Origin of the sequence: Paracoccus sp. (in: a-proteobacteria), assembly GCF_030538655.1 — a bacterium.
GTDB lineage: Bacteria > Pseudomonadota > Alphaproteobacteria > Rhodobacterales > Rhodobacteraceae > Paracoccus.
On record NZ_JAUNTO010000001.1, the window covers coordinates 33,319 to 51,604 of the forward strand.

An 18,286-nucleotide genomic window follows, 5' to 3' on the forward strand; every position below is an offset into this window, starting at 1 on the left:
CTCAGCCCCCCTTAGAGATGCGTGTGTTGCCATAGTCCAGCGTCTCGGCGACATAGCCGGGTGGAACCAATGTTGTGGCATTGTGCTGGATCAGAATTGCCGGGCCGAACACTCTGTCGCCCGCGAGCAGCTTGTTCCGGTCATAGCGCGGCGTTTCCAAGATGCTTCCGTCATCGAAAACGGTCGTGCGCACAAACATCAGGGCGCGGTCGATGCCGGTGCCATCTGTCGGCGGAACTTTCGGAATTTCGATCTGCCGCACAGAGGCAGAACCGATAACCCTTAGCGTAATCAACTCTACGCCAGCATCCCGATAGGCATAGCCGTAATCCCGCTCATGGGCGTCATGGAAGCTGTCGATCACGATCCGCTTGTTGTCCTGCGACAACAGTTCGTCGGGCATATCCGCCCGAAGCTCAAATCCTTGTCCGCGATAGCGGCATTCGGCCAAAATGCGCAGCATCTGGTCGGAGCGCGCGATTCCGTCGGCATCCAGTTCGGCCCTGACTTCTTCACGCAGCTTTTCGACCGAGGCATTGATGCGCGCCAAATCCTCGTCGTCGGCGCTGTTCAATTCGACAATACTTGCATCGGTATGCTCATATTGCAGATCGGTCTTTAGCAGGCCGACCGCCGCAGTAATGCCCGGCGCGACGGGAACGATGACGTCGCGGGCGCTGACCGCCTCGGCCAGTGCGACACCGTGCAGAGGCCCCGCGCCGCCGAAAGGCATGATCGAAAATTCGCGCGGGTCGATACCGCGTGCGACGGAATTGGACCGGATCGTCAGCGCCATGTTGTTGTTGATGATGCGAATGATCCCAAGCGCGGCCTCGGTCACCGACATATTCAGTGGCCTGGCGATCTTTTCCTCGACTGCCTTTCTTGCAAGTTCGGCATCAAGCCGAAGATCGCCGCCCAAGGCCATGTCGGGGTCAAGGCGGCCCAGAACGATCTGTGCATCGGTTACGGTTGGCTCGGTCCCGCCACGGCCATAGCAGGCCGGTCCGGGCTCCGATCCGGCAGAGCGGGGGCCGACGTTAAAAGCGCCCGCCTCGTCGATGAAGGCAACCGAGCCGCCGCCTGCGCCAATGGTCACAAGGTCGATCATCGGGGTTAGCACCGGATGGCCCGAGACATAGGTATCTCGCGGGTTCATGATTTTGAGCTGACCGCCCGGAATGGTCGAAATATCTGCGGAGGTGCCGCCAATATCGACAGTAATGATATTGGGCGCCCCGGCCATCTCGCCCTCGGACGCGCCGCCGATCACGCCGCCAGCAGGGCCTGACATCAGAATGCGAACGGGTCTTTTTGCGCAGGCGTCCACTGTGCAGACGCCGCCGTTCGACTGCATGATCCGCAGTTTCGAGGTAACGCCTGCCTCGCGCAATTTCGCATCCAGATCGCGCAGATAATAGGCTGTCTTTGGCCCGACATAGCAATTCATCGCAGCGGTCGAAAACCGCTCGTATTCACGCATCACACGCGCAAGCTCGGATGACATGGTGACATAGGCGTCGGGGATCTCTTCCAGCACGATTTCCTTGGCGCGTTGCTCATGTGCGTCGTTCAGAAAGCTGAACATAAAACCGATCACGATAGAATTGATGCCCCGCTTTCGAAACAGCGCGCAGGCATCGCGCACTGCCTGTTCATCCAGAGGCGTTTCGATGCGCCCGTCCGGCGGCAGAATGCGCTCGGCAACGCTGATCCGGTTCCGGCGGCGCACCAGAGGCTGGCTTTGCCATGGCACATCGAAATGCAGGCTGAAATTGAATGGCCTTTTATGACGTCCGATATGCAGGATGTCGCGGAAACCTTGGGTGGTAATCATTCCGCATTCGCTACCGTTATGTTCGATGGTTATGTTCGTCGCGGTGGTCGTGCCATGAACGATCAAATCGACGTCCGAGGTGGAAATTCCCGCCCTTTCGCAGATACCGCGCACACCATCGACCACGCCGATCGACTGATTTTTCAGCGTCGTCGGCACCTTATGATAATAAACACCCTTGTCGCATTCCAGCACGAGATCCGTGTTCGTGCCGCCCACATCGACGCCAATTCTGGCCATATTCGCTTCCCCGCTGCCTGATGCGCCCGGCGCCCGGCCGAACGCTATATCGAAAACGGGCCGCGGACTTTTCCGCGGCCCGACCGGATTATTCGGCGGCCTCAGCGACCTTGCCGACAGTGTTCAGATATTCGACGCATTCATCGACAGTGTGGACGTCACCGAATTTCGCATCAATATCAAAGAGATTCCACGCCACCGCGCCTGGCACACGGTCGCCGATGGCTTCCTTTACGGCAATGGTGCGGAACCCATCCGCGATCCCGTCACAGATTGTCTGCCGGACACAGGCACAGGCCGTCACGCCCGTAACCAATATGGTGTCGACACCGTTTGCACGTAAAATACCGGCCAGTTCCGTGCCGTGAAACGACGAAGCACGCTTTTTCAAAAGCGTATATTCGCCCTCGACCGGTGCAATACGGGAATCGATAGCCCACAAGTCCTTGTTATCCAGATTGACCACATCGACGGGGATCTTGTCATGCCAAAGGCCCATATCCGTGAACGGCGCGTTTCGGTCGGTAATTTCATACGCCGTGGTGACATGAATCACCGGATGACCATTGGCCCGACAAGCGGCGAGCAATTTCTGCATTCCCGGAATAATCTCGTTGTCCATCTTCTCCTGATCGCAGGTGAAGGGGTTGCCCGGACGGGTCCAGGCATTTGCCAGATCGACGCTGACCAGCGCCGGCTTCTTGCCAAAGCCTACACGGCGCTGGAAGCCGCGCTCCTGATACAGCTTGGTTGCGGTGTCGAAGGCCTGTTGCAACAGCTTGTCCAGCTCCTTGGCATCAACTTCGTTCATCTGAATCTCCTCTCGGTGGATGTAGGGGGACTCCCCTCGGACAGAGGCATTTTCAGACAGGAGTTGACGACTCGGAAATGGTATGTGAGCAGTTATTGTTGCCCGAAATGCATCAATGATTGACGCGAGTTTTCATCCTGCTGAAAGGGGGTGCAGATGTCTCAGGCAGATGGTCTGGAACTGGTCAGTTCATTTTTAGCCGTCGCCGATGAGCTCAACTTTCGGCGGGCCGCGCAGCGACTCAATCTCGATCAATCTGCGCTGACACGACGCATTCAGAAGCTGGAACATTACCTTGGATTTCGGCTGCTGGAACGCACGACGCGAGAAGTGACGCTGACTCAAGCCGGCCATAGCTTTTTCCGCGACAATACGCATCTGACTGCGCGATACCGTGATTCAGTTCTCACGGCTCAGCGTATTGCTGCTGGTAAGACGGGTGTCCTACGCGTCGCCTATATGGCCTTCGCTGCGACAGAGCTGATGCCTGCGTCCATCGCAAGGTTCCGGCGCAACTATCCCGATGTCGATGTTCAGTTGCAATATATCCGCACGCAGGGCCAGAAGCTGGCACTAGCCAATGGTGATATTGATATCGGTTATATGATAGGGCCGTTCGATCATCCGGAATTTCACAGCATGCTGCTGAGCGATGAGAGGCTGTATCTCGTGACGCCACGGACGCACCCATTGCTGAATCGCGACGTGATCCGTCCGCGCGATCTGGCGGACGTTCCGGTGATACTGGGCGACATGCAGGAGTGGGGCGAATATCGCTGGAGGCTTTCGGACCTGTTCCACAGCGAAGGGGTCAATCTGAATGTCGTGCTTGAGGCCTCGAACACGCTGGCACTGATCGGCCTTGTTGCGGCTGGAATGGGCGTGACCGTCTATCCTGAAAGCCTGATTGGCTTTCTCGGTCGCTCAGTTGAAGTTCGCCCGATCATGAACGCAGGTTTTCGCATTTCTACGATCTTGGTCTGGAAAAGGTCAAACGCAAGCATCCAGCTGCGGGAGTTTATCGACTGCGCACGCCATGTTTCATGAGCGGTCAGCCGGATCTTTTACATCGCGCACAAGTATCCGCCAAGCAGGCATCCGGCGAATTTCTGTCATCCCGCAATCTGGCAGCGGACCGCATTGAGTTCATCGACATGATCCTCGATAGTCTGAACGAGAAACCGCAACCGCCTGAGTGGCCGGTGAAACGGGGGCAAGACCACGGACGCCCAAGGCCTTTCATCTGAACAGTATCAACAGTCTTCACGCTCAGTGAAAGAATGACCTCCGCAAGCGTTGGAGGGGGCCGGCTACGAAATATCTCGATGGATACGCAAGATGGATGGCAGCCCGCCGAGAAGCAGACCCGCTAAAAGTATTCCGAACCTTACTTAATCAGCATAGCGCCAACACGGTTTGCTGACATATCCAGACGGATCATGTGGGCAGTAGGTTTTTACGACACAACCAACGCGACAGGAAAACCAATCGGGATGCTGCTACCATTTGCGACTCGTTATATCGGCGACACGTGCCCTTATCACCACAATAAACCCCCATCAGCGACCTATAAAATCAATAAATCTTTGAAAAAGCTCTGCCTGACCTGAAATATCAAGTCGCTTGTATATGTTGTAGCGATGCTGCTTTACGGTGCCCTCGGCAATACCAAGGTTTCCGGCAATCGAGATATTGCTGTGACCTCGCAAGATCAGCTTGGTCACAGCCTGCTGCGCAGGTGTCAGCACGAAAAATGCAGCGCTGAATACCTCCTCGCTGTCCAAGGGCGAACCACTACTTTGATCCCGGCCACGTGAAACTTCCCAATGCAGACGCAGACTGGCCGAAATAATTGGCCCAAGACCAGAGAGGCGCTTGGTCTCTCTCAGATCGAAACATGTGCCGCCGCGGTTGCGCATCAGGGAATAGGTTGCAGAAAATCCATCTGACAGTGGAGTAATATAACCGATCTCCTCAACCAGCGTGCCGGCCTGATCCGAAATACAGGGGTGAATTTCCTGCGACCAAGCAAATTCAGCGTCATAATAGGCATCGGGCGCCAGATCGCGCATCCGCCATAACCCCTCGCGCACCTCACCGATGCTGGCGGAATAGAACGGGTCCAGCAGATAGGCCCCGCGCAAATAGGATCGCAGAGCGCGCCGGTCCACCGTGTCGCTGTATCCGTCATGGATCAGAACCGGCGGCTGTTGCGCCGAAAAGCCAAAGATACAGCTCATGTCGAAATCAGCGGCAATCCGGGTCAGCCGGTCCAGCGCGGCACCATATTCCACGTCGCCGGTCGCCTTGAACAAACCCGCAATCGCCTGGCTTATATTTCCGCCGATCATATGACTTTTGGCATATGGCGTTTCGTCCTTATCATCCTACGCTTTTCCTTATCCGGTCGGGAAGAGCCGATCTTGGACCATTCACACGCAAAATCACCGGCTTCGCAAGCCCGGTAAAGGAGGTTGACGTGGCAGGGCGATTGCAGCGAAAAACCGCGCTGATAACGGGCGGGGCCGGTGGTTGCGGACTGGCCGCGTCAGAACGGTTTGCGGCCGAGGGCGCAAAAGTCGGCATTGTGGACCTGCCCGCCAGCAACGGAGCCAAGATCGCGCAGCGCCTGCGCGATGCGGGCCATGAGGCAATCTTTGCGCCCGCCGATGTCTCGGACGCGGCGCAAGTGTCACGGGCGGTCGAAACGGTCGAGGCCGCCTTTGGCTCGATAACCGTGCTGATGAATCATGCCGGTATCCTGTCCGCCATGCCCTTTCTGGAAACCAGCGAGGCGGAATGGGACCGCATCATGGCCGTAAACGTCAAAAGCATGTTCCTTGTCACCAAGGCCGTGCTGCCAGGTATGATCGCGGCGGGCGGGGGCAGCGTGATCTGCACCTCGTCGATCTCGGCCGTCGTCGGCACACCGCTGGAGGTGCTGTATTGCACCAGCAAAGGTGCCTGCCACATGTTCGCCCGCGCCATCGCCGTAGAGTTTCGGGATCGCGGCATCCGCTCGAACGCGATCTGCCCCGGCTTTATCGCGACGGCCCATGGCTTGCGCGAAATCGAATTACTGAGAAAACAGGGCGTCGATGTATCCGAGGCGGCCATCGCCTCGGCCCAAGGTCGCCTGTGCAAACCCGAAGAAGTCGCCGCTGCCGCGCTGTTTCTGGCCAGCGATGACGCCAGCTTTATCAATGGCGCACATCTGTTTGCCGACAACGGCTATACCGCGATCTGAACACAGGGGATAACGACATGAACACTTCGTCCCATGGCATGACTGTCAATGATTTCGGACTGGAGCACGCGCATTGGCGCAACTGGGTCGGCAATCAATCCTGCATCCGCGCCGCCCGCGCCGCCCCCGCCAGTGAAGATGAGCTGTGCGCCTTGATCGCGGATGCAACGGCCAAGGGGCAAAACGTCCGTGTGGCGGGTTCGGGGCACAGCTTTACCCCGGTTGCGCTGACCAGCGGGTTGCATCTGACCTTGGCCAATATGAAGGGCGTCAAGCACATCGACCATGAAAAGCGCCGCGTCACCGCATCAGCCGGGACCACGATCAATGAATTGGTCAAGGTGCTGAAGGGCGAGGGGCTTTCGATGATAAATCAGGGCGACATCGACAGTCAGGCCATTGCCGGGGCGCTGACCACCGGCACACATGGCACCGGGGCACGGCTACCGGTGCTGGCTGATGCGATTGTGGGCATGAAGCTGGTGCAGCCTGACGGGTCTATCCTGACCGTGGACGAGACCACGCCTGATCTGTTGCTGGCCGGGCGCGTATCTTTGGGCGTACTGGGCGCTATTTCAGAAATGACCTTGCAACTGACCGACAGCTATCGCCTGCGCGAGAAAATCTGGCGCGAGGACTTCGAGGCAGCGATGGGGATGCATGACGAATTGGCCGAAAAGCACCGGCATTTCAGTTTTTTCTGGTGCCCTTACGAGGAAAGCCGGCATTGCTATTGCCTGCCCGACACCTCGGCCACCTCGAAATCAGGACGCAGCACTGATGTATGCGAAATGAAAATTCTGGATATGACCGAGGATGAACCATTCGAGGCAGAATTCGAAAAGGTCGCCTATAGCTCTGAAGTCTATCCCATCGAATATATCGCGAATTTTCATGAACTGGAATATGCGGTGCCGCGCCAACATGGCAAGGATTCCGTCCGTGCCGTCCGCAAATTGATGTTAGAGCAATTCCCGGACGCAATCTATCCCATCGAATACAGATTCACCGCCGGGGACGAGGCATGGATCAGTCCCTTTCACCGTCAGGACAGCGTTACGATTTCAGTCTCAGGCGAGCCAGGAAAGGATTATTGGGATTATCTGCGCGCGGTAGATAAAATCCTGCGCGGCTATGGCGCGCGACCGCATTGGGGTAAACTGCATTTCCTGACCGGCGATGACGTCACCGCCATCTATCCCCGCGCGAATGATTTCCGCGCACTGCGCCGCAAGCTGGACCCAGAGGGTTTTTACCTGAACGACCACCTGTCACAGCTATTCCGCTGACCATCGCCGGAACTGGGGCAAAGAACCCCGGTCCGCCTTCAAGGGAGACTGAAAATGGCCCATATCGGCACATTCGTCATCTATATCATCATGGCCTGCGCGGTGATCGGGGCCATCGCCTCGATCATTGATAGCGAAAGCCCGTTGGGCAAGGAATTCAACGCTGGTCTGCACGCCATCGGCTATATCTTTATTCCGGTGGCGGGGATCATGGCTGCGATCCCCTATCTTTCAGCTTTTATCAGCGCGGTGGCGGGGCCGGTTTTTCAGATTATCAACGCCGATCCGGCCATGGCGGCGACATCCATTATTGCGGTGGATATGGGCGGCTATCAACTGGCCAGAGAACTATCCCTGTCGCCCGAAGGCTGGATCATCGCCTCGATCACCGGCTTTATGGCCGGGGCGACGATCATCTTTACCATCCCGGTCGGGCTGGCCATGCTGGACAAGGCCGATCACCCCTATATGGCCGTAGGCATCATGTGCGGCGTGCTGTCGATCCCTATTGGCGTGCTGGTGTCCTGCCTTGCACTTGGCATCATGGACATCAGCATCCGCCCCGACATTACCGCCACTGGCGAGGCGACGCAGGCTTTGGCGATGAACATGATGCAGGTGATGCGCGACATTGCGCCGCTGATCCTGTTCTGCGTTGTGCTGGCTGTCTGTCTAAAGCTGTTTCCGGCGGCGATGATCCGGCTGTTTCTCATCTTTGGCCGCGTCATGTATGCAGCGATCACGCTGGTTCTAGTCTTTTCCATCGTAGAATATTTCACCGGCCTGTTCACCGCCATCCTGGGCCATTGGGGGTTCGCCCCGATCATCGCCGACGAGGAGGACCAGTTCCGTGCGCTGGAAATCGCCGGCTATATCGGCATCATGCTGAGCGGCGCTTTCCCCATGGTCTGGCTGATGAACCACTTTTTGCAAGCCCCGATGCAGGCGGTTGGGGCAAGGCTTGGCCTGTCATCGGCGGGCACGGCGGGGCTTTTGGCGGCTGCGGCGAATGTGCTGGCGATGTTCCGGCTGGTCAAGGATATGCCGCCGCGCGACAAGGTGCTGGTGATTTCCTTCGCGGTCTGCGGGGCCTTTATGTTCGGCGATCATCTGGCCTTTTCGGCGAATTTTCAGCCGACGATCATCGTGCCGCTGCTTTTGGGCAAACTGACCGGCGGCATCGCGGGTTTTATGATCGCAACCCGTCTGCATACCCCTGCCGAGGCGCGCCCTTAAGCCTTGCCCCAGACAGGCACCGGGGGCGAAGGCTGCCTCCGGTGCCGCATTACCGCTCAACTCGCATCACGCTCCATGATCGGCCTGACCTCAGGCGCGGGGACAAAGCGCCATTTGCGCAAAGGTCCGGCCATGACATTCAGGTAATACATCTCGAACCCATAAGGCGCGCCGCAGGGGTGATGGCCGCGCGGCACCAGAACCACATCACCGTCCCGGACCGCCATGGTCTCGTCCAAAACGCCGTCATCGGTATAAACGCGTTGAATGCCGAAACCATCGGCAGGGTTCAGCCGGTGGTAATAGGTCTCCTCAAGATAGGTGATGCGGGGGAAATCATCCTCGTCATGGCGGTGGCTGGGATAGGATGACCAATGCCCGGCCGGGGTGAACACCTCTGTTACCAAAAGGCTGTCGCAGTAATCCTCGTTCTCCATGGCGATGTTATTGATATAGCGGGTGTTGGTGCCTTTACCCCGTTCGGTCAGGATAATGCCGTCCGGCCCGATCCGACGGGCGGAATGGCCGCCATGTCCGGGCGCGGCGCAGACCGCGATCACGCAATCGGTTTCGGCCACCGCCCGCCAGTCCTGCCCGTCCGGCACATACAGACAATGCGGCGGGGTCCGCTCAAAGACGCTCATCCGATCACCCAGAACGCCCCAGTCCTGCCCTGCGGCGTGAAACGCTGCCTTGCCCTCGACCATGACCAGAATGACCTCATTGCCCCCCGTGGCCTCGCCCGCGACCTCGCCCGCGCGCAGCCGGTAAAGCGAAAACCCGACATAGCGCCAGCCCGCATCGGCAGGCGTGATCTGATGCACCTTACCATGCGTGCCAAAGGGTTTTCTCAGCAGATGAACCATAACCCGCCCCTTTTCATCTTTGGTCCCCAAACATCCCACAGGGAGTCCGGGGGATGTGAAATCCTCCGGCCTTGCGGCGCTAACCCCGATCCAGGCCCGCCTGAGCCGCCATCTGGCGCAAGGCCGTATGCCCCATGCGCTGATAATGCAGCGGATTACGGATGGCGCTGTCCTGTTCGGCCTCGATCACCAGCCAGCCCTGATAGCCATGCTCGGCCGCAATCTGTAACACCGGGGCGAAATCCACGCAGCCCTCGGGATCGCCCGGCACGGTAAAAGCCCCGCGCCGCACCCCCTCGATAAAGGACAGCCCCTCGGCGCGGACCTGATCCATCACGTCCCGGCGCACGTTCTTGCAATGGATATGCCCCACACGGGCCATATGTTTGCGGGCGACAGACGCTGGATCGGCCCCGCCAAAGGTGCAATGGCCGGTATCCAGCAGCAGGTGAAAATCAGGTCCCGCCGCCGCCATCATGCGGTCGATGTCGGCCTCGGATTCAACGCAGCTGCCCATGTGATGGTGATAGCAGAACCGCACGCCCTGCGCCGCCGCATGGGCGGCCAGATCATTCAGCCCCGCCATCAGCCGGTCCCATTCGGCATCGCTCAGCACCGGGCGGTCGTTGACGGCCACGCCATCGGCACCGTGAACCGTGTTGGAACATTCGCAGATGATGATGACATCGCTGCCCGCCGCCTTGGTCATGGCGATATGGCGATCCATCGCGGCGCGCTCACTCTCGGGCGTTGATCCCGGCGCGAGGATATTGGTCGAGTGCCAGCCGCCGACAAAGCGCAGCCCGTATTCGCCAAGCCGCGCCTTCAGCGCCGCGCCCTCACCGGGCATCTTGTGGCCCTTTTCAATGCCGTCAAAGCCGATTTCCCGGCAGTCGGACAGGCAATCATCAAGGCTCAGATGCGCGCCGATGGTCTGGTCATCGTCATTGGACCAGGCAATGGGGTTGGTGCCGTAAAGGATCATGGTTCTGCCTCAGTTTACCAGATTCTGCCGCGCCGCGCCGTCCAGATAGCGGGCATAGGCCTGTTTCAGTTTCTCGCTGTCACCGTTGTCGGGAACCGCCACATCCCACCAATGGCCTGCCTCGCCAAAGCCGGGGCCTTGGCCGGGATCGGTCTCGACCACGATCACCGTTGGAATGTCGCGGCCCCTGGCCGCTGCAATCTCATCGCCCAGATCCTGCACCCTTGCCTTGACCGCAGCCGCTCCCATCGACGCCGCATGGGCCACAAAGTCGATCTGCGGCTGCGTCTCGACATTGCAATCGGCATAGAGGTTGTTAAAGGGCGCGCCGCCGCAACCCTGTTGCAAACGGTTGATACAGCCGTAGCCGCGATTATCGGTCAGCACCACGGTAAAGGGAACGCGGCGCATGACGGCGGTGGCCAATTCACTGTTGGCCATCATATAGCTGCCATCGCCCACAAAGCAGATCACGTCGCGTTCGGGCCGGGCCAGTTTCAGGCCCATCGCGCCGGCGATCTCATACCCCATGCAGGAATAGCCGTATTCCATGTGATAGCCGCCCGTTGATGCCTGCCACAGCAGCTTTAACGCGCCGGGCATGGTGCCAGCCGCGCACATGGCCACTGTTTCGGGCAAGGCCGCACGCTGCACCGCGCCAATCACCTGCGCATCGGTGGGCAAAACGTTGGTGTCGGCAGGCGCCGCGCAATGCGCATCAACCGCCGCCAGCCACTCGGCCCGCGCCTTGGTATCGGCCTTGCCGCGATAGTCAGCCAATAAAGGCGACAGCTTTTCCAGTGCCGCCCGCGCATCGGCGACCAGACCCAATGCGCCATGCTTGTCCGCGTCGTAGGGCTGCACGTTCACGCTGATAAGCCGCCGTCCAGGGCGCGAGAACAGCGCCCATGACCCGGTGGTGAAATCCTGAAACCGCGTGCCGATGCCGATCACCACATCCGCCACCCACGCCGCCGCATTCGCCGCAGCCGAGCCATCCACCCCCGCCGCGCCGAAGTTCATCGGATGGGCCTGCGCCAGCGCCGATTTTCCGGCCTGCGTCTCGATCACCGGGATGTTGTGGCGGGTGGCGAACTCGGCCAGCGCCTGTTCGGCCCCGGAATAGATCACCCCGCCGCCGCAAACGATAACCGGCGCATCCGCACCTTGGATCGCGTCAGCCACGGCGCGCAGTTCGGCCATATCAGGTTCAGGGCGGCGAATACGCCAGACGCGCGGCTCAAAGAACGCCACCGGCCAGTCATAGCTTTCGGCCTGCACGTCCTGACAAAAGGCCAGCGTCACCGGACCGCAATTAGCCGGGTCGGTCATCACCCGCATCGCACGCGGCAGCGCGGTCAGCAATTGTTCGGGCCGGGTGATGCGGTCAAAATAGCGGCTGACGGGGCGAAAGCAGTTATTGGCACTGACGGTGCCGTCGTCAAAATCCTCGATCTGTTGCAGCACCGGATCGGGGCGGCGGTTTGCGAACACATCGCCGGGGATCAACAGCAGCGGCAGCCGGTTCACATGCGCCAGGGCCGCCGCCGTCACCATATTCGTCGCCCCCGGCCCGATCGAGCTGGTGACGGCCTGCGCCCGCCTGCGGCCATGCGCCTTTGCAAAGGCAATGGCGGCATGGGCCATGGTCTGTTCGTTCTGCCCCCGCCAAGTGGGCAGGTCATCGCCCGCCTGATGCAGCGCCTGCCCCAGCCCGGCGACATTGCCATGCCCGAAAATCGCCCAAACCCCGTCGATAAAGCGTTCGCCCGTCTCGGTCATCTGCACCGACAGCCAGCGGGTCATCGCCTGCGATGCGGTCAATCGGATCGTGGTCATGCGGTCTCTCCTGCTTTGGCGCGGGCCTTGTCCCAGATCTGGCACAGCCGGGCATAGCGGTCTGCCATCTGCTGCACGGCATCGGCATCGCTGATCCGCCCTGCGAACCAATCCCGCGCGACCTGCCCGAATATCGTGCGCCCCACGGCAAAGCCGCGCACCAGATCAAAGCGGGCGGCGATGTCGAAACTGGCCGCCAGATCGGCCTCGGGCGCATCAAGGCCCAGAACCACGATGCCGCGCGTATGCGGGTCATGCGCGGTGATCGCCTCAATCGCGGCGGCCCATGCGGCAGGGCTGGTCAGGGGTTCCAGCTTCCACCAATCGGGATAAATCCCTGCGGCGTAGAATTGGTTAATCAGCATCGCCGTGGTGGCGTCATCGACCGGGCCGACCTTGGACGGGATGATCTCCAACAGAAATTCCAACCCGTTCCGGCGCGCGGCCTGATAAAGACGCGACACGGTGGCCTCTTGCGCGGCACGGGTGGCGGTGTCGTCATCGGGGTGACAGAAGCACAGCACCTTGACCACGTTTTCACGCGCCCATTCCGACAGCCCGCCGCAATCATCGCCCAGTTCCGGTTCCAGCGTCAGCGGGCGCGAGCCGGGCCATTCGCAGGGCCGCCCGATCCACAACCCGGTGCCGCTGGCCGCATGCAGCGCCGCCTGCCCGATGCGGTTGTCGCACAAAATGCCATAACCGCCCTGCCCGGCCTGCACCTGCAACGCAGCCTCAAGACACAGTTCCTTGAACGCGCCGCCTTTTTCGGGGGTATATCCGGGCATGTCCTCTAACTGCTGGCGGTGGTCAAAGGCAAAGACCCGCATCGTCGACCAATCGCCGCCCATCCGGCCCTGACGGTTGGTCGCCCAATGGATCTGCTCCAATTCGGCGTCATGACGCAGATCGGGGCGGATCACGCCACGCTTCAGGAAGAACTGTAATTCCTCAAGGCTGGGATAGGCAGGGGTGCAGCCGTGGCGGCTGACGGCAAAGGCACCGCAGGCATTGGCGTATTGCAGCGCAGTCGGCCAGTTTTCACCGTCCAGCCACCCTTTCAGCAAGCCCGAGAAAAACCCGTCGCCCGCACCCAGCACGTTGAACACCTGAATCGGAAAACCGGGGCCGGTTTCGCCATCGTCAAGGCTGGCCGGGATCGCCCCGGCAAAGGCCACCGCCCCCGCCGCCCCACGCTTGCAGATCAGCGTAGCCTGGCTGCGCTCGCGCACGGAACGCAGCGCGGTCAGCGTGTCGGTGCTGCCACCAGCGATGTGGAATTCCTCTTCGGTGCCGACGATCAGATCGAACAGATGCAGCGTTTCTTGCAGTTGCGCGGTGACAGCGGCGCTTTCGACAAAGCGGCTTTCGCCGTCGCCATGACCCGCCACACCCCACAGGTTCGGGCGATAGTCGATGTCCAGCGCCGTCTGCCCCCCGTGTTTACGCGCCAGTTCCAGCGCTCGCAGCGTCGCTGCGCGGGGGCCGGGATGTGACAGATGCGTGCCGGTGGCCAGAACGGCGCGGGCGCTTGCGATGAAATCTTCGTCGATGTCCGCCTCGGTCAGGGCCATATCGGCGCAGTTTTCGCGGTAAAAGATCAGCGGGAACTGTTCGCGGTCGCGGATGCCCAGAATGACCAGCGCGGTCAGCCGGTCCGGGTCGGTCGCAACGCCGCGCGTGTCCACGCCTTCGCGGGCCAGCTGTTCGCGGACAAAGCGGCCCATATGTTCATCGCCCACCTTTGTAATCACGGCCGAGCGCAGCCCAAGCCGCGCCGTCCCGCAGGCGATATTCGTCGGACTGCCACCGATATATTTCGCAAAGCTGCCCATGTCTTCCAGACGACCGCCGATCTGCTGGCCATAAAGATCGACCGAGGACCGGCCAATTGTGATGACATCAAGCGTTTTCATGCCTTCCCCTCGATCTGCACGGGCAGGCCGTTCGAGGCAGCCATACCGTGAATGACCCGCTCGATATGCAGCCCCGCCGCGAAATCCGGGCCGACCACCACGCCGCCCTGGATCGCGCGGGTCAGGTCGCGGGCCTCGATGATCTTTTGTTCGTTAAAGCCAAAGTTATGCCCCGGCGCAGGACAAAAGGCCGCGAAATCGGGCTGATCCGGTCCGGTCAGATGGCGGGTAAAGCCCGCCTCACCAGCGCGATGAACCCATAATTCATTCATGTTTTCCTGATCGAAAACCATGGTGCCGCCGGTGGCGTGCAGTTCCCATTGCAGGCGGCACTTGCGACCCCGTGCAACGCGCGAGGTGGCAAACGACCCCTGCGCGCCCGAGGCAAAGCGGATCAGCGCCATCGCGCTGTCCTCATTCTCAACCGCGCGCGGACCATCGGGCGAGGGGCGCTGCAGCACGGCAATCTGGGTCATGGCCGTGACCTGGGCGACCGGCCCCATCAATGCGACCATATGACTGACCAGATGGCAGCCCAGATCGCCAAGCGCGCCAAGCCCCCCCGCCTGATGCGTCATCCGCCACGACCATGGCAAGTCCGGGTCGGCACAGTAATCTTCATCATAGACGCCGCGAAAGGCCAGCGGCTGGCCAAGCGCACCGGATGCCAGCAGCCCGCGCGCCGCCTGAAAGGCCGGGCTGCGCAGATAGTTATAGCCCAGCATGGTCGCCTGCCCCGGATGCGCCGCCGCCAGATCAGCCATCGCCTGCGCGTCATCCAACGTCAGCGCCATCGGCTTTTCCAGCCAGACATGCTTGCCTGCCTGCAAGGCCGCCTCGGCCATGGGGCGATGCAGCCCGTTCGGCGTGGTGATCGAGACGACATCGACATCAGGATCGGCCACCGCCGCCTGCCAGTCATCCGTGCCACGCTCAAAGCCGAACTGCGCCGCGAACTCTGCCGCCCGGTCCTGCGGTGTGTCGCACAGCACCACCAGCCGAGGCTGCGGGCCGCCAAAGACCGCCCCCAAATTGCGCCACGCCAGCGCATGGCATTTCCCCATAAAGCCGGTGCCGATCAGCGCGACACCCAAGGGCCGGACGGCTGTCATCAGATCGTCCCCCCAAGGCTGCCTTCCAGCTGCGCCAGCTCTTGCCCGCCGGCCATCAGGTCTTGCAACTCGGTGGCGCTGATCTCGCCCTTGTTGGCGGTGCCATGGGTCTGGCCCCGGTTCAACACCGTGAACCGATCCCCCACCGCCAGCGCATGCCGCACGTTATGCGAGATAAAGACCACGCCGACCCCCTGCGCCCTGACGCGCGCAATCGTCGCCAGCACGTTCGAGGTTTGCCGCACCCCAAGGGCCGAGGTTGGCTCGTCCAGAATCAGCACCTTGGCCCCGAAATACACCGCACGGGCAATGGCGACGGTCTGACGTTCGCCACCTGACAAGGTGCCGACTGCCTGATCCGGGGCGCGCAGATTGATACCCATCTTGCGCATCTCTTCCATGGTGATGGCATTCGCGCGCTCCAGATCGAACCGCTTGATAAAGCGGCCCTTTGTCGGTTCGCGTCCCATAAAGAAATTGCGCGTCACGCTCATCAGCGGGATCATGGCAAGGTCTTGGAACACGGTGGCGATCCCCGCCTCCATCGCGTCGCGGGGGCTGCTGAATCCCAGCGGCTTGCCCGCGAATGTGATGCTGCCTTCGGTCGGTTTATGCACACCCGACATGGTTTTGATAAAGGTGGACTTTCCCGCCCCGTTATCGCCCAAAAGGCAATGGCATTCGCCGGGGCGCACGTCAAAGGTCACACCGTTCAGCGCGATGACATTGCCAAAGTGCTTTTTGATGTTGGTCATCTGGATGATGGGCGTCGTCATATCAGCGTTCCCCCGTCACACGTTTGCGGATGGCATTGTTGAACACCACGGCCAACAGCAGCATCGCGCCAAGAAAGACCTGAAACCAATCCTGGTCAAAGCTGGTATAGGTCAGCCCGATCGTCACCATGCCAAAGATGATCGCGCCAAAGAACGCGCCGATGGCGGACCCGTAACCGCCGGTCAGCAGGCAGCCCCCGATGACGGCAGCGATGATCGCCTCGAATTCCTTCATAAAGCCGCGCCGCGCATCGGTCGATCCGCTGTCAATCACGGTGATGACAGCCACCAATGCCGCCGCAAGGGCGGTCAGCATGAACAGCGAAATCTTGACCCGCCGCACCGGCACGCCCGAATTGCTGGCCGCGCTCTTGTCGCCGCCGGTTGCAAAGATCCAGTTGCCCGCAGCGGTGCGCAGCAGAACAAAGGTCGCCAGTGCCGTAAAGGCCACGAACCACAGGATCGAGATCGGCACCCCCGGCACCGCCGGTGCGCCCGAGTTCAGCTTTGCGATCCAGCCCTGATCGGCCATCCAGCGGAACAGCCCGCCAAAAGCATGGCCCGAAAAGAACGGCGCCAGCCAGTCGTCCGACACCGCCTCGCGCACGCCGCGCAGTTGGGTGGACCCGCCGCTGAACAGTTTCAGTCCTACCAGAGACGCCCCGCGCAGAATAAACAAAAAGGCCAGCGTCACGATGAAACTGGGCAGCCCGGTGCGCAGCACGATGGCACCGTTGACCGCGCCCATGGCCGCAGCAAAGCCCATGGTCATCGGGATCGCCAAAATCAGCGGCAGGCCCATATTGACCACCAGCACCGCAAAGATCATCCCGGCAAAGGCCACCATCGAACCGATGGACAAATCGAATTCGCCCCCGATCATCAACATGGCGGCGGCGATGCCCAAAATGCCCAACTGTGCGGCAGGCGTCATAAAGTTCATGATGCCGGGCAGCGTGAACATCGCCGGGCTGGCGGTAATCAGAAAGAAGATCGTGACCAAAATCAGCCCACCGATGGCCCCCAGCTCGGGGCGCTTCATCAGCTTTGTGGTCAAGGATTCGGCTTTGATCCTTTCATCCGCGCGTGCGGCAGGGTCCAGAGACATGGGATTCCCCCTCTGTTGTGCAGTCTTATAGCAAGGGGCGGGCGCCCGGTCGTGGGCGCCCGCGGCTTGGGCTTAGCGGATACCCTGGGCCGACAGTTCGATCACCTGCGCGGCGGCATCCTGCATCACCAGATTGGGACCAGAGGCAACATCGCCACCCGGCATCAACCCGTATTCAGCATTCATCGCCAGGAACACGACCGGCAGATAACCTTGCAGGAACTGCTGCTGGTCGATGGCGAAGGTGGCCTTGCCATCGGCCACGGCCTGCAAATAGCCCGCCGACAGATCAAAGCTGCCGATATGCAGATCGTCGCGGCCCAGCGCCTCGACCGCGGCGACGGTCGGCTCGCCCACCATGCTGGCACCAAGGGCAAGGATGGTGTCAATCTCGGCATCGGCCTCAAGCGCGGCGCGGACCTTGGCCTGCACCTCGGCCGGGTCCATCTGCGTCGGGATGACCGTCACAGTATGGGCAAAGCCTTCAGCAAAGCCGGCGCAGCGCTGGTCCAGCGAAACGTTGCCGACCTCGTGGTTGACACAGATCGCCTTGGTGCCGCCCAGTTCGGCCAGTTTCGCGCCAGCGACCTTGCCGGCATCATATTCCGACTGCCCGACATGCAGTAATGCGCCCAGATCATGGGCCACATCCGCGCCCGCGTTCATGCTGATGACCGGGATTCCCGCATCCACCGCGCGCTGGATCGAGGGGCCAAGCGCGTCGGCATCGGGAATCGAGACGACCAGCCCATCGGGGTTCTGGTTCACGGCGGCGTCGATCAGCTGCGCCATCGCCACCATGTCGAACACCTCGGGCGAGCGGAAATCGACCCGTGTGCCGGTCTGTTCACCCGCTTTGGCCGCGCCGTTCTTGACCACCGACCAGAACGGATCATTGGCCTGACCATGGGCCACGACCACGATGTTCTGCGCAAAAGCCGGGCCAGCCACAGCCAAAAGGGCGGCGGTTGCGACGGCGCTGTAAAGTTTGTTCATGTTTTTCCTCCCAGGTTGCAGAAAACCG

The 18,286-nt window shown here is 60.7% G+C and carries 15 protein-coding genes; 4 read left to right on the plus strand and 11 right to left on the minus strand.

The window, feature by feature from the left end; genetic code table 11:
* Nucleotide 1 precedes the first annotated feature (1 nt).
* Nucleotides 2-2,077, minus strand: a complete 2,076-nt coding sequence (locus Q4G22_RS00160; protein WP_303383881.1) for a hydantoinase/oxoprolinase family protein — start codon at nucleotides 2,075-2,077, stop codon at nucleotides 2-4.
* A gap of 88 nt (nucleotides 2,078-2,165) precedes the next feature.
* A complete protein-coding gene (locus tag Q4G22_RS00165) occupies nucleotides 2,166-2,888 on the minus strand; it encodes an isochorismatase family protein (protein ID WP_303383882.1) in 723 nt (240 codons plus the stop codon).
* Between the two features lie 156 nt (nucleotides 2,889-3,044).
* Between Q4G22_RS00165 and Q4G22_RS00170 the strand changes: the two genes are divergently transcribed.
* Nucleotides 3,045-3,935, plus strand: a complete 891-nt coding sequence (locus Q4G22_RS00170) for a LysR family transcriptional regulator (protein WP_303383883.1) — start codon at nucleotides 3,045-3,047, stop codon at nucleotides 3,933-3,935.
* Between the two features lie 512 nt (nucleotides 3,936-4,447).
* Here the strand turns inward: Q4G22_RS00170 and Q4G22_RS00175 are convergent.
* Nucleotides 4,448-5,182 carry a helix-turn-helix transcriptional regulator gene (locus tag Q4G22_RS00175; protein WP_303383884.1) on the minus strand — a complete coding sequence of 245 codons (735 nt, stop codon included), beginning with the start codon at nucleotides 5,180-5,182 and terminating at the stop codon, nucleotides 4,448-4,450.
* Between the two features lie 185 nt (nucleotides 5,183-5,367).
* Here Q4G22_RS00175 and Q4G22_RS00180 point away from each other — a divergent pair, with 185 nt between their 5' ends.
* Genes Q4G22_RS00180 through eutH form a run of 3 tightly spaced genes read left to right on the plus strand, consistent with a single transcriptional unit; the run spans nucleotide 5,368 to nucleotide 8,660 of the window.
* Nucleotides 5,368-6,135 carry an SDR family NAD(P)-dependent oxidoreductase gene (locus tag Q4G22_RS00180; protein WP_303383885.1) on the plus strand — a complete coding sequence of 256 codons (768 nt, stop codon included), beginning with the start codon at nucleotides 5,368-5,370 and terminating at the stop codon, nucleotides 6,133-6,135.
* A gap of 17 nt (nucleotides 6,136-6,152) precedes the next feature.
* Entirely contained in the window at nucleotides 6,153-7,424 is a 1,272-nt protein-coding gene (locus Q4G22_RS00185; RefSeq protein ID WP_303383886.1) for a D-arabinono-1,4-lactone oxidase, read from the plus strand.
* A gap of 54 nt (nucleotides 7,425-7,478) precedes the next feature.
* A complete protein-coding gene (gene eutH, locus Q4G22_RS00190) occupies nucleotides 7,479-8,660 on the plus strand; it encodes an ethanolamine utilization protein EutH (protein ID WP_303383887.1) in 1,182 nt (393 codons plus the stop codon).
* A gap of 56 nt (nucleotides 8,661-8,716) precedes the next feature.
* Here the strand turns inward: eutH and iolB are convergent, their stop codons facing one another.
* The 8 genes from iolB to Q4G22_RS00230 all read right to left on the minus strand — a co-directional run bounded on the left by iolB (nucleotide 8,717) and on the right by Q4G22_RS00230 (nucleotide 18,258).
* The gene (gene iolB, locus Q4G22_RS00195) at nucleotides 8,717-9,526 is read right to left on the minus strand and encodes a 5-deoxy-glucuronate isomerase (RefSeq protein ID WP_303383888.1); all 810 of its coding nucleotides are present in this window, start codon (nucleotides 9,524-9,526) and stop codon (nucleotides 8,717-8,719) included.
* A gap of 79 nt (nucleotides 9,527-9,605) precedes the next feature.
* Nucleotides 9,606-10,511, minus strand: coding sequence for a myo-inosose-2 dehydratase (iolE, locus tag Q4G22_RS00200; protein ID WP_303383889.1), 906 nt, complete (start codon nucleotides 10,509-10,511; stop codon nucleotides 9,606-9,608).
* 9 nt (nucleotides 10,512-10,520) lie between these two features.
* A complete protein-coding gene (gene iolD, locus Q4G22_RS00205) occupies nucleotides 10,521-12,350 on the minus strand; it encodes a 3D-(3,5/4)-trihydroxycyclohexane-1,2-dione acylhydrolase (decyclizing) (protein ID WP_303383890.1) in 1,830 nt (609 codons plus the stop codon).
* Nucleotides 12,347-14,266, minus strand: coding sequence for a 5-dehydro-2-deoxygluconokinase (iolC, locus tag Q4G22_RS00210; protein ID WP_303383891.1), 1,920 nt, complete (start codon nucleotides 14,264-14,266; stop codon nucleotides 12,347-12,349). Before iolC ends, iolD begins: the two co-directional genes overlap by 4 nt.
* Nucleotides 14,263-15,378: a Gfo/Idh/MocA family protein gene (locus Q4G22_RS00215; protein WP_303383892.1), complete on the minus strand. Its 1,116-nt coding sequence runs from the start codon at nucleotides 15,376-15,378 to the stop codon at nucleotides 14,263-14,265. The genes iolC and Q4G22_RS00215 overlap by 4 nt, the downstream gene beginning before the upstream one ends.
* On the minus strand, nucleotides 15,378-16,154 hold the full coding sequence (locus Q4G22_RS00220; protein WP_303383893.1) for an ATP-binding cassette domain-containing protein: 777 nt from the start codon (nucleotides 16,152-16,154) through the stop codon (nucleotides 15,378-15,380). Before Q4G22_RS00220 ends, Q4G22_RS00215 begins: the two co-directional genes overlap by 1 nt.
* Nucleotide 16,155: 1 nt before the next feature.
* On the minus strand, nucleotides 16,156-17,262 hold the full coding sequence (locus tag Q4G22_RS00225; protein WP_303383894.1) for an ABC transporter permease: 1,107 nt from the start codon (nucleotides 17,260-17,262) through the stop codon (nucleotides 16,156-16,158).
* Between the two features lie 72 nt (nucleotides 17,263-17,334).
* A complete protein-coding gene (locus Q4G22_RS00230) occupies nucleotides 17,335-18,258 on the minus strand; it encodes a sugar ABC transporter substrate-binding protein (protein WP_303383895.1) in 924 nt (307 codons plus the stop codon).
* Nucleotides 18,259-18,286 lie beyond the last annotated feature (28 nt).

Coding starts and splice junctions, on each gene's coding strand:
- Q4G22_RS00160 (WP_303383881.1), bottom strand. CDS start 2,077: ATGGCCAGAATTGGCGTCGATGTGGGCGGCACGAACACGGATCTCGTG.
- Q4G22_RS00165 (WP_303383882.1), bottom strand. CDS start 2,888: ATGAACGAAGTTGATGCCAAGGAGCTGGACAAGCTGTTGCAACAGGCC.
- Q4G22_RS00170 (WP_303383883.1), top strand. CDS start 3,045: ATGTCTCAGGCAGATGGTCTGGAACTGGTCAGTTCATTTTTAGCCGTC.
- Q4G22_RS00185 (WP_303383886.1), top strand. CDS start 6,153: ATGAACACTTCGTCCCATGGCATGACTGTCAATGATTTCGGACTGGAG.
- eutH (WP_303383887.1), top strand. CDS start 7,479: ATGGCCCATATCGGCACATTCGTCATCTATATCATCATGGCCTGCGCG.
- iolB (WP_303383888.1), bottom strand. CDS start 9,526: ATGGTTCATCTGCTGAGAAAACCCTTTGGCACGCATGGTAAGGTGCAT.
- iolE (WP_303383889.1), bottom strand. CDS start 10,511: ATGATCCTTTACGGCACCAACCCCATTGCCTGGTCCAATGACGATGAC.
- iolD (WP_303383890.1), bottom strand. CDS start 12,350: ATGACCACGATCCGATTGACCGCATCGCAGGCGATGACCCGCTGGCTG.
- iolC (WP_303383891.1), bottom strand. CDS start 14,266: ATGAAAACGCTTGATGTCATCACAATTGGCCGGTCCTCGGTCGATCTT.
- Q4G22_RS00215 (WP_303383892.1), bottom strand. CDS start 15,378: ATGACAGCCGTCCGGCCCTTGGGTGTCGCGCTGATCGGCACCGGCTTT.
- Q4G22_RS00220 (WP_303383893.1), bottom strand. CDS start 16,154: ATGACGACGCCCATCATCCAGATGACCAACATCAAAAAGCACTTTGGC.
- Q4G22_RS00225 (WP_303383894.1), bottom strand. CDS start 17,262: ATGTCTCTGGACCCTGCCGCACGCGCGGATGAAAGGATCAAAGCCGAA.
- Q4G22_RS00230 (WP_303383895.1), bottom strand. CDS start 18,258: ATGAACAAACTTTACAGCGCCGTCGCAACCGCCGCCCTTTTGGCTGTG.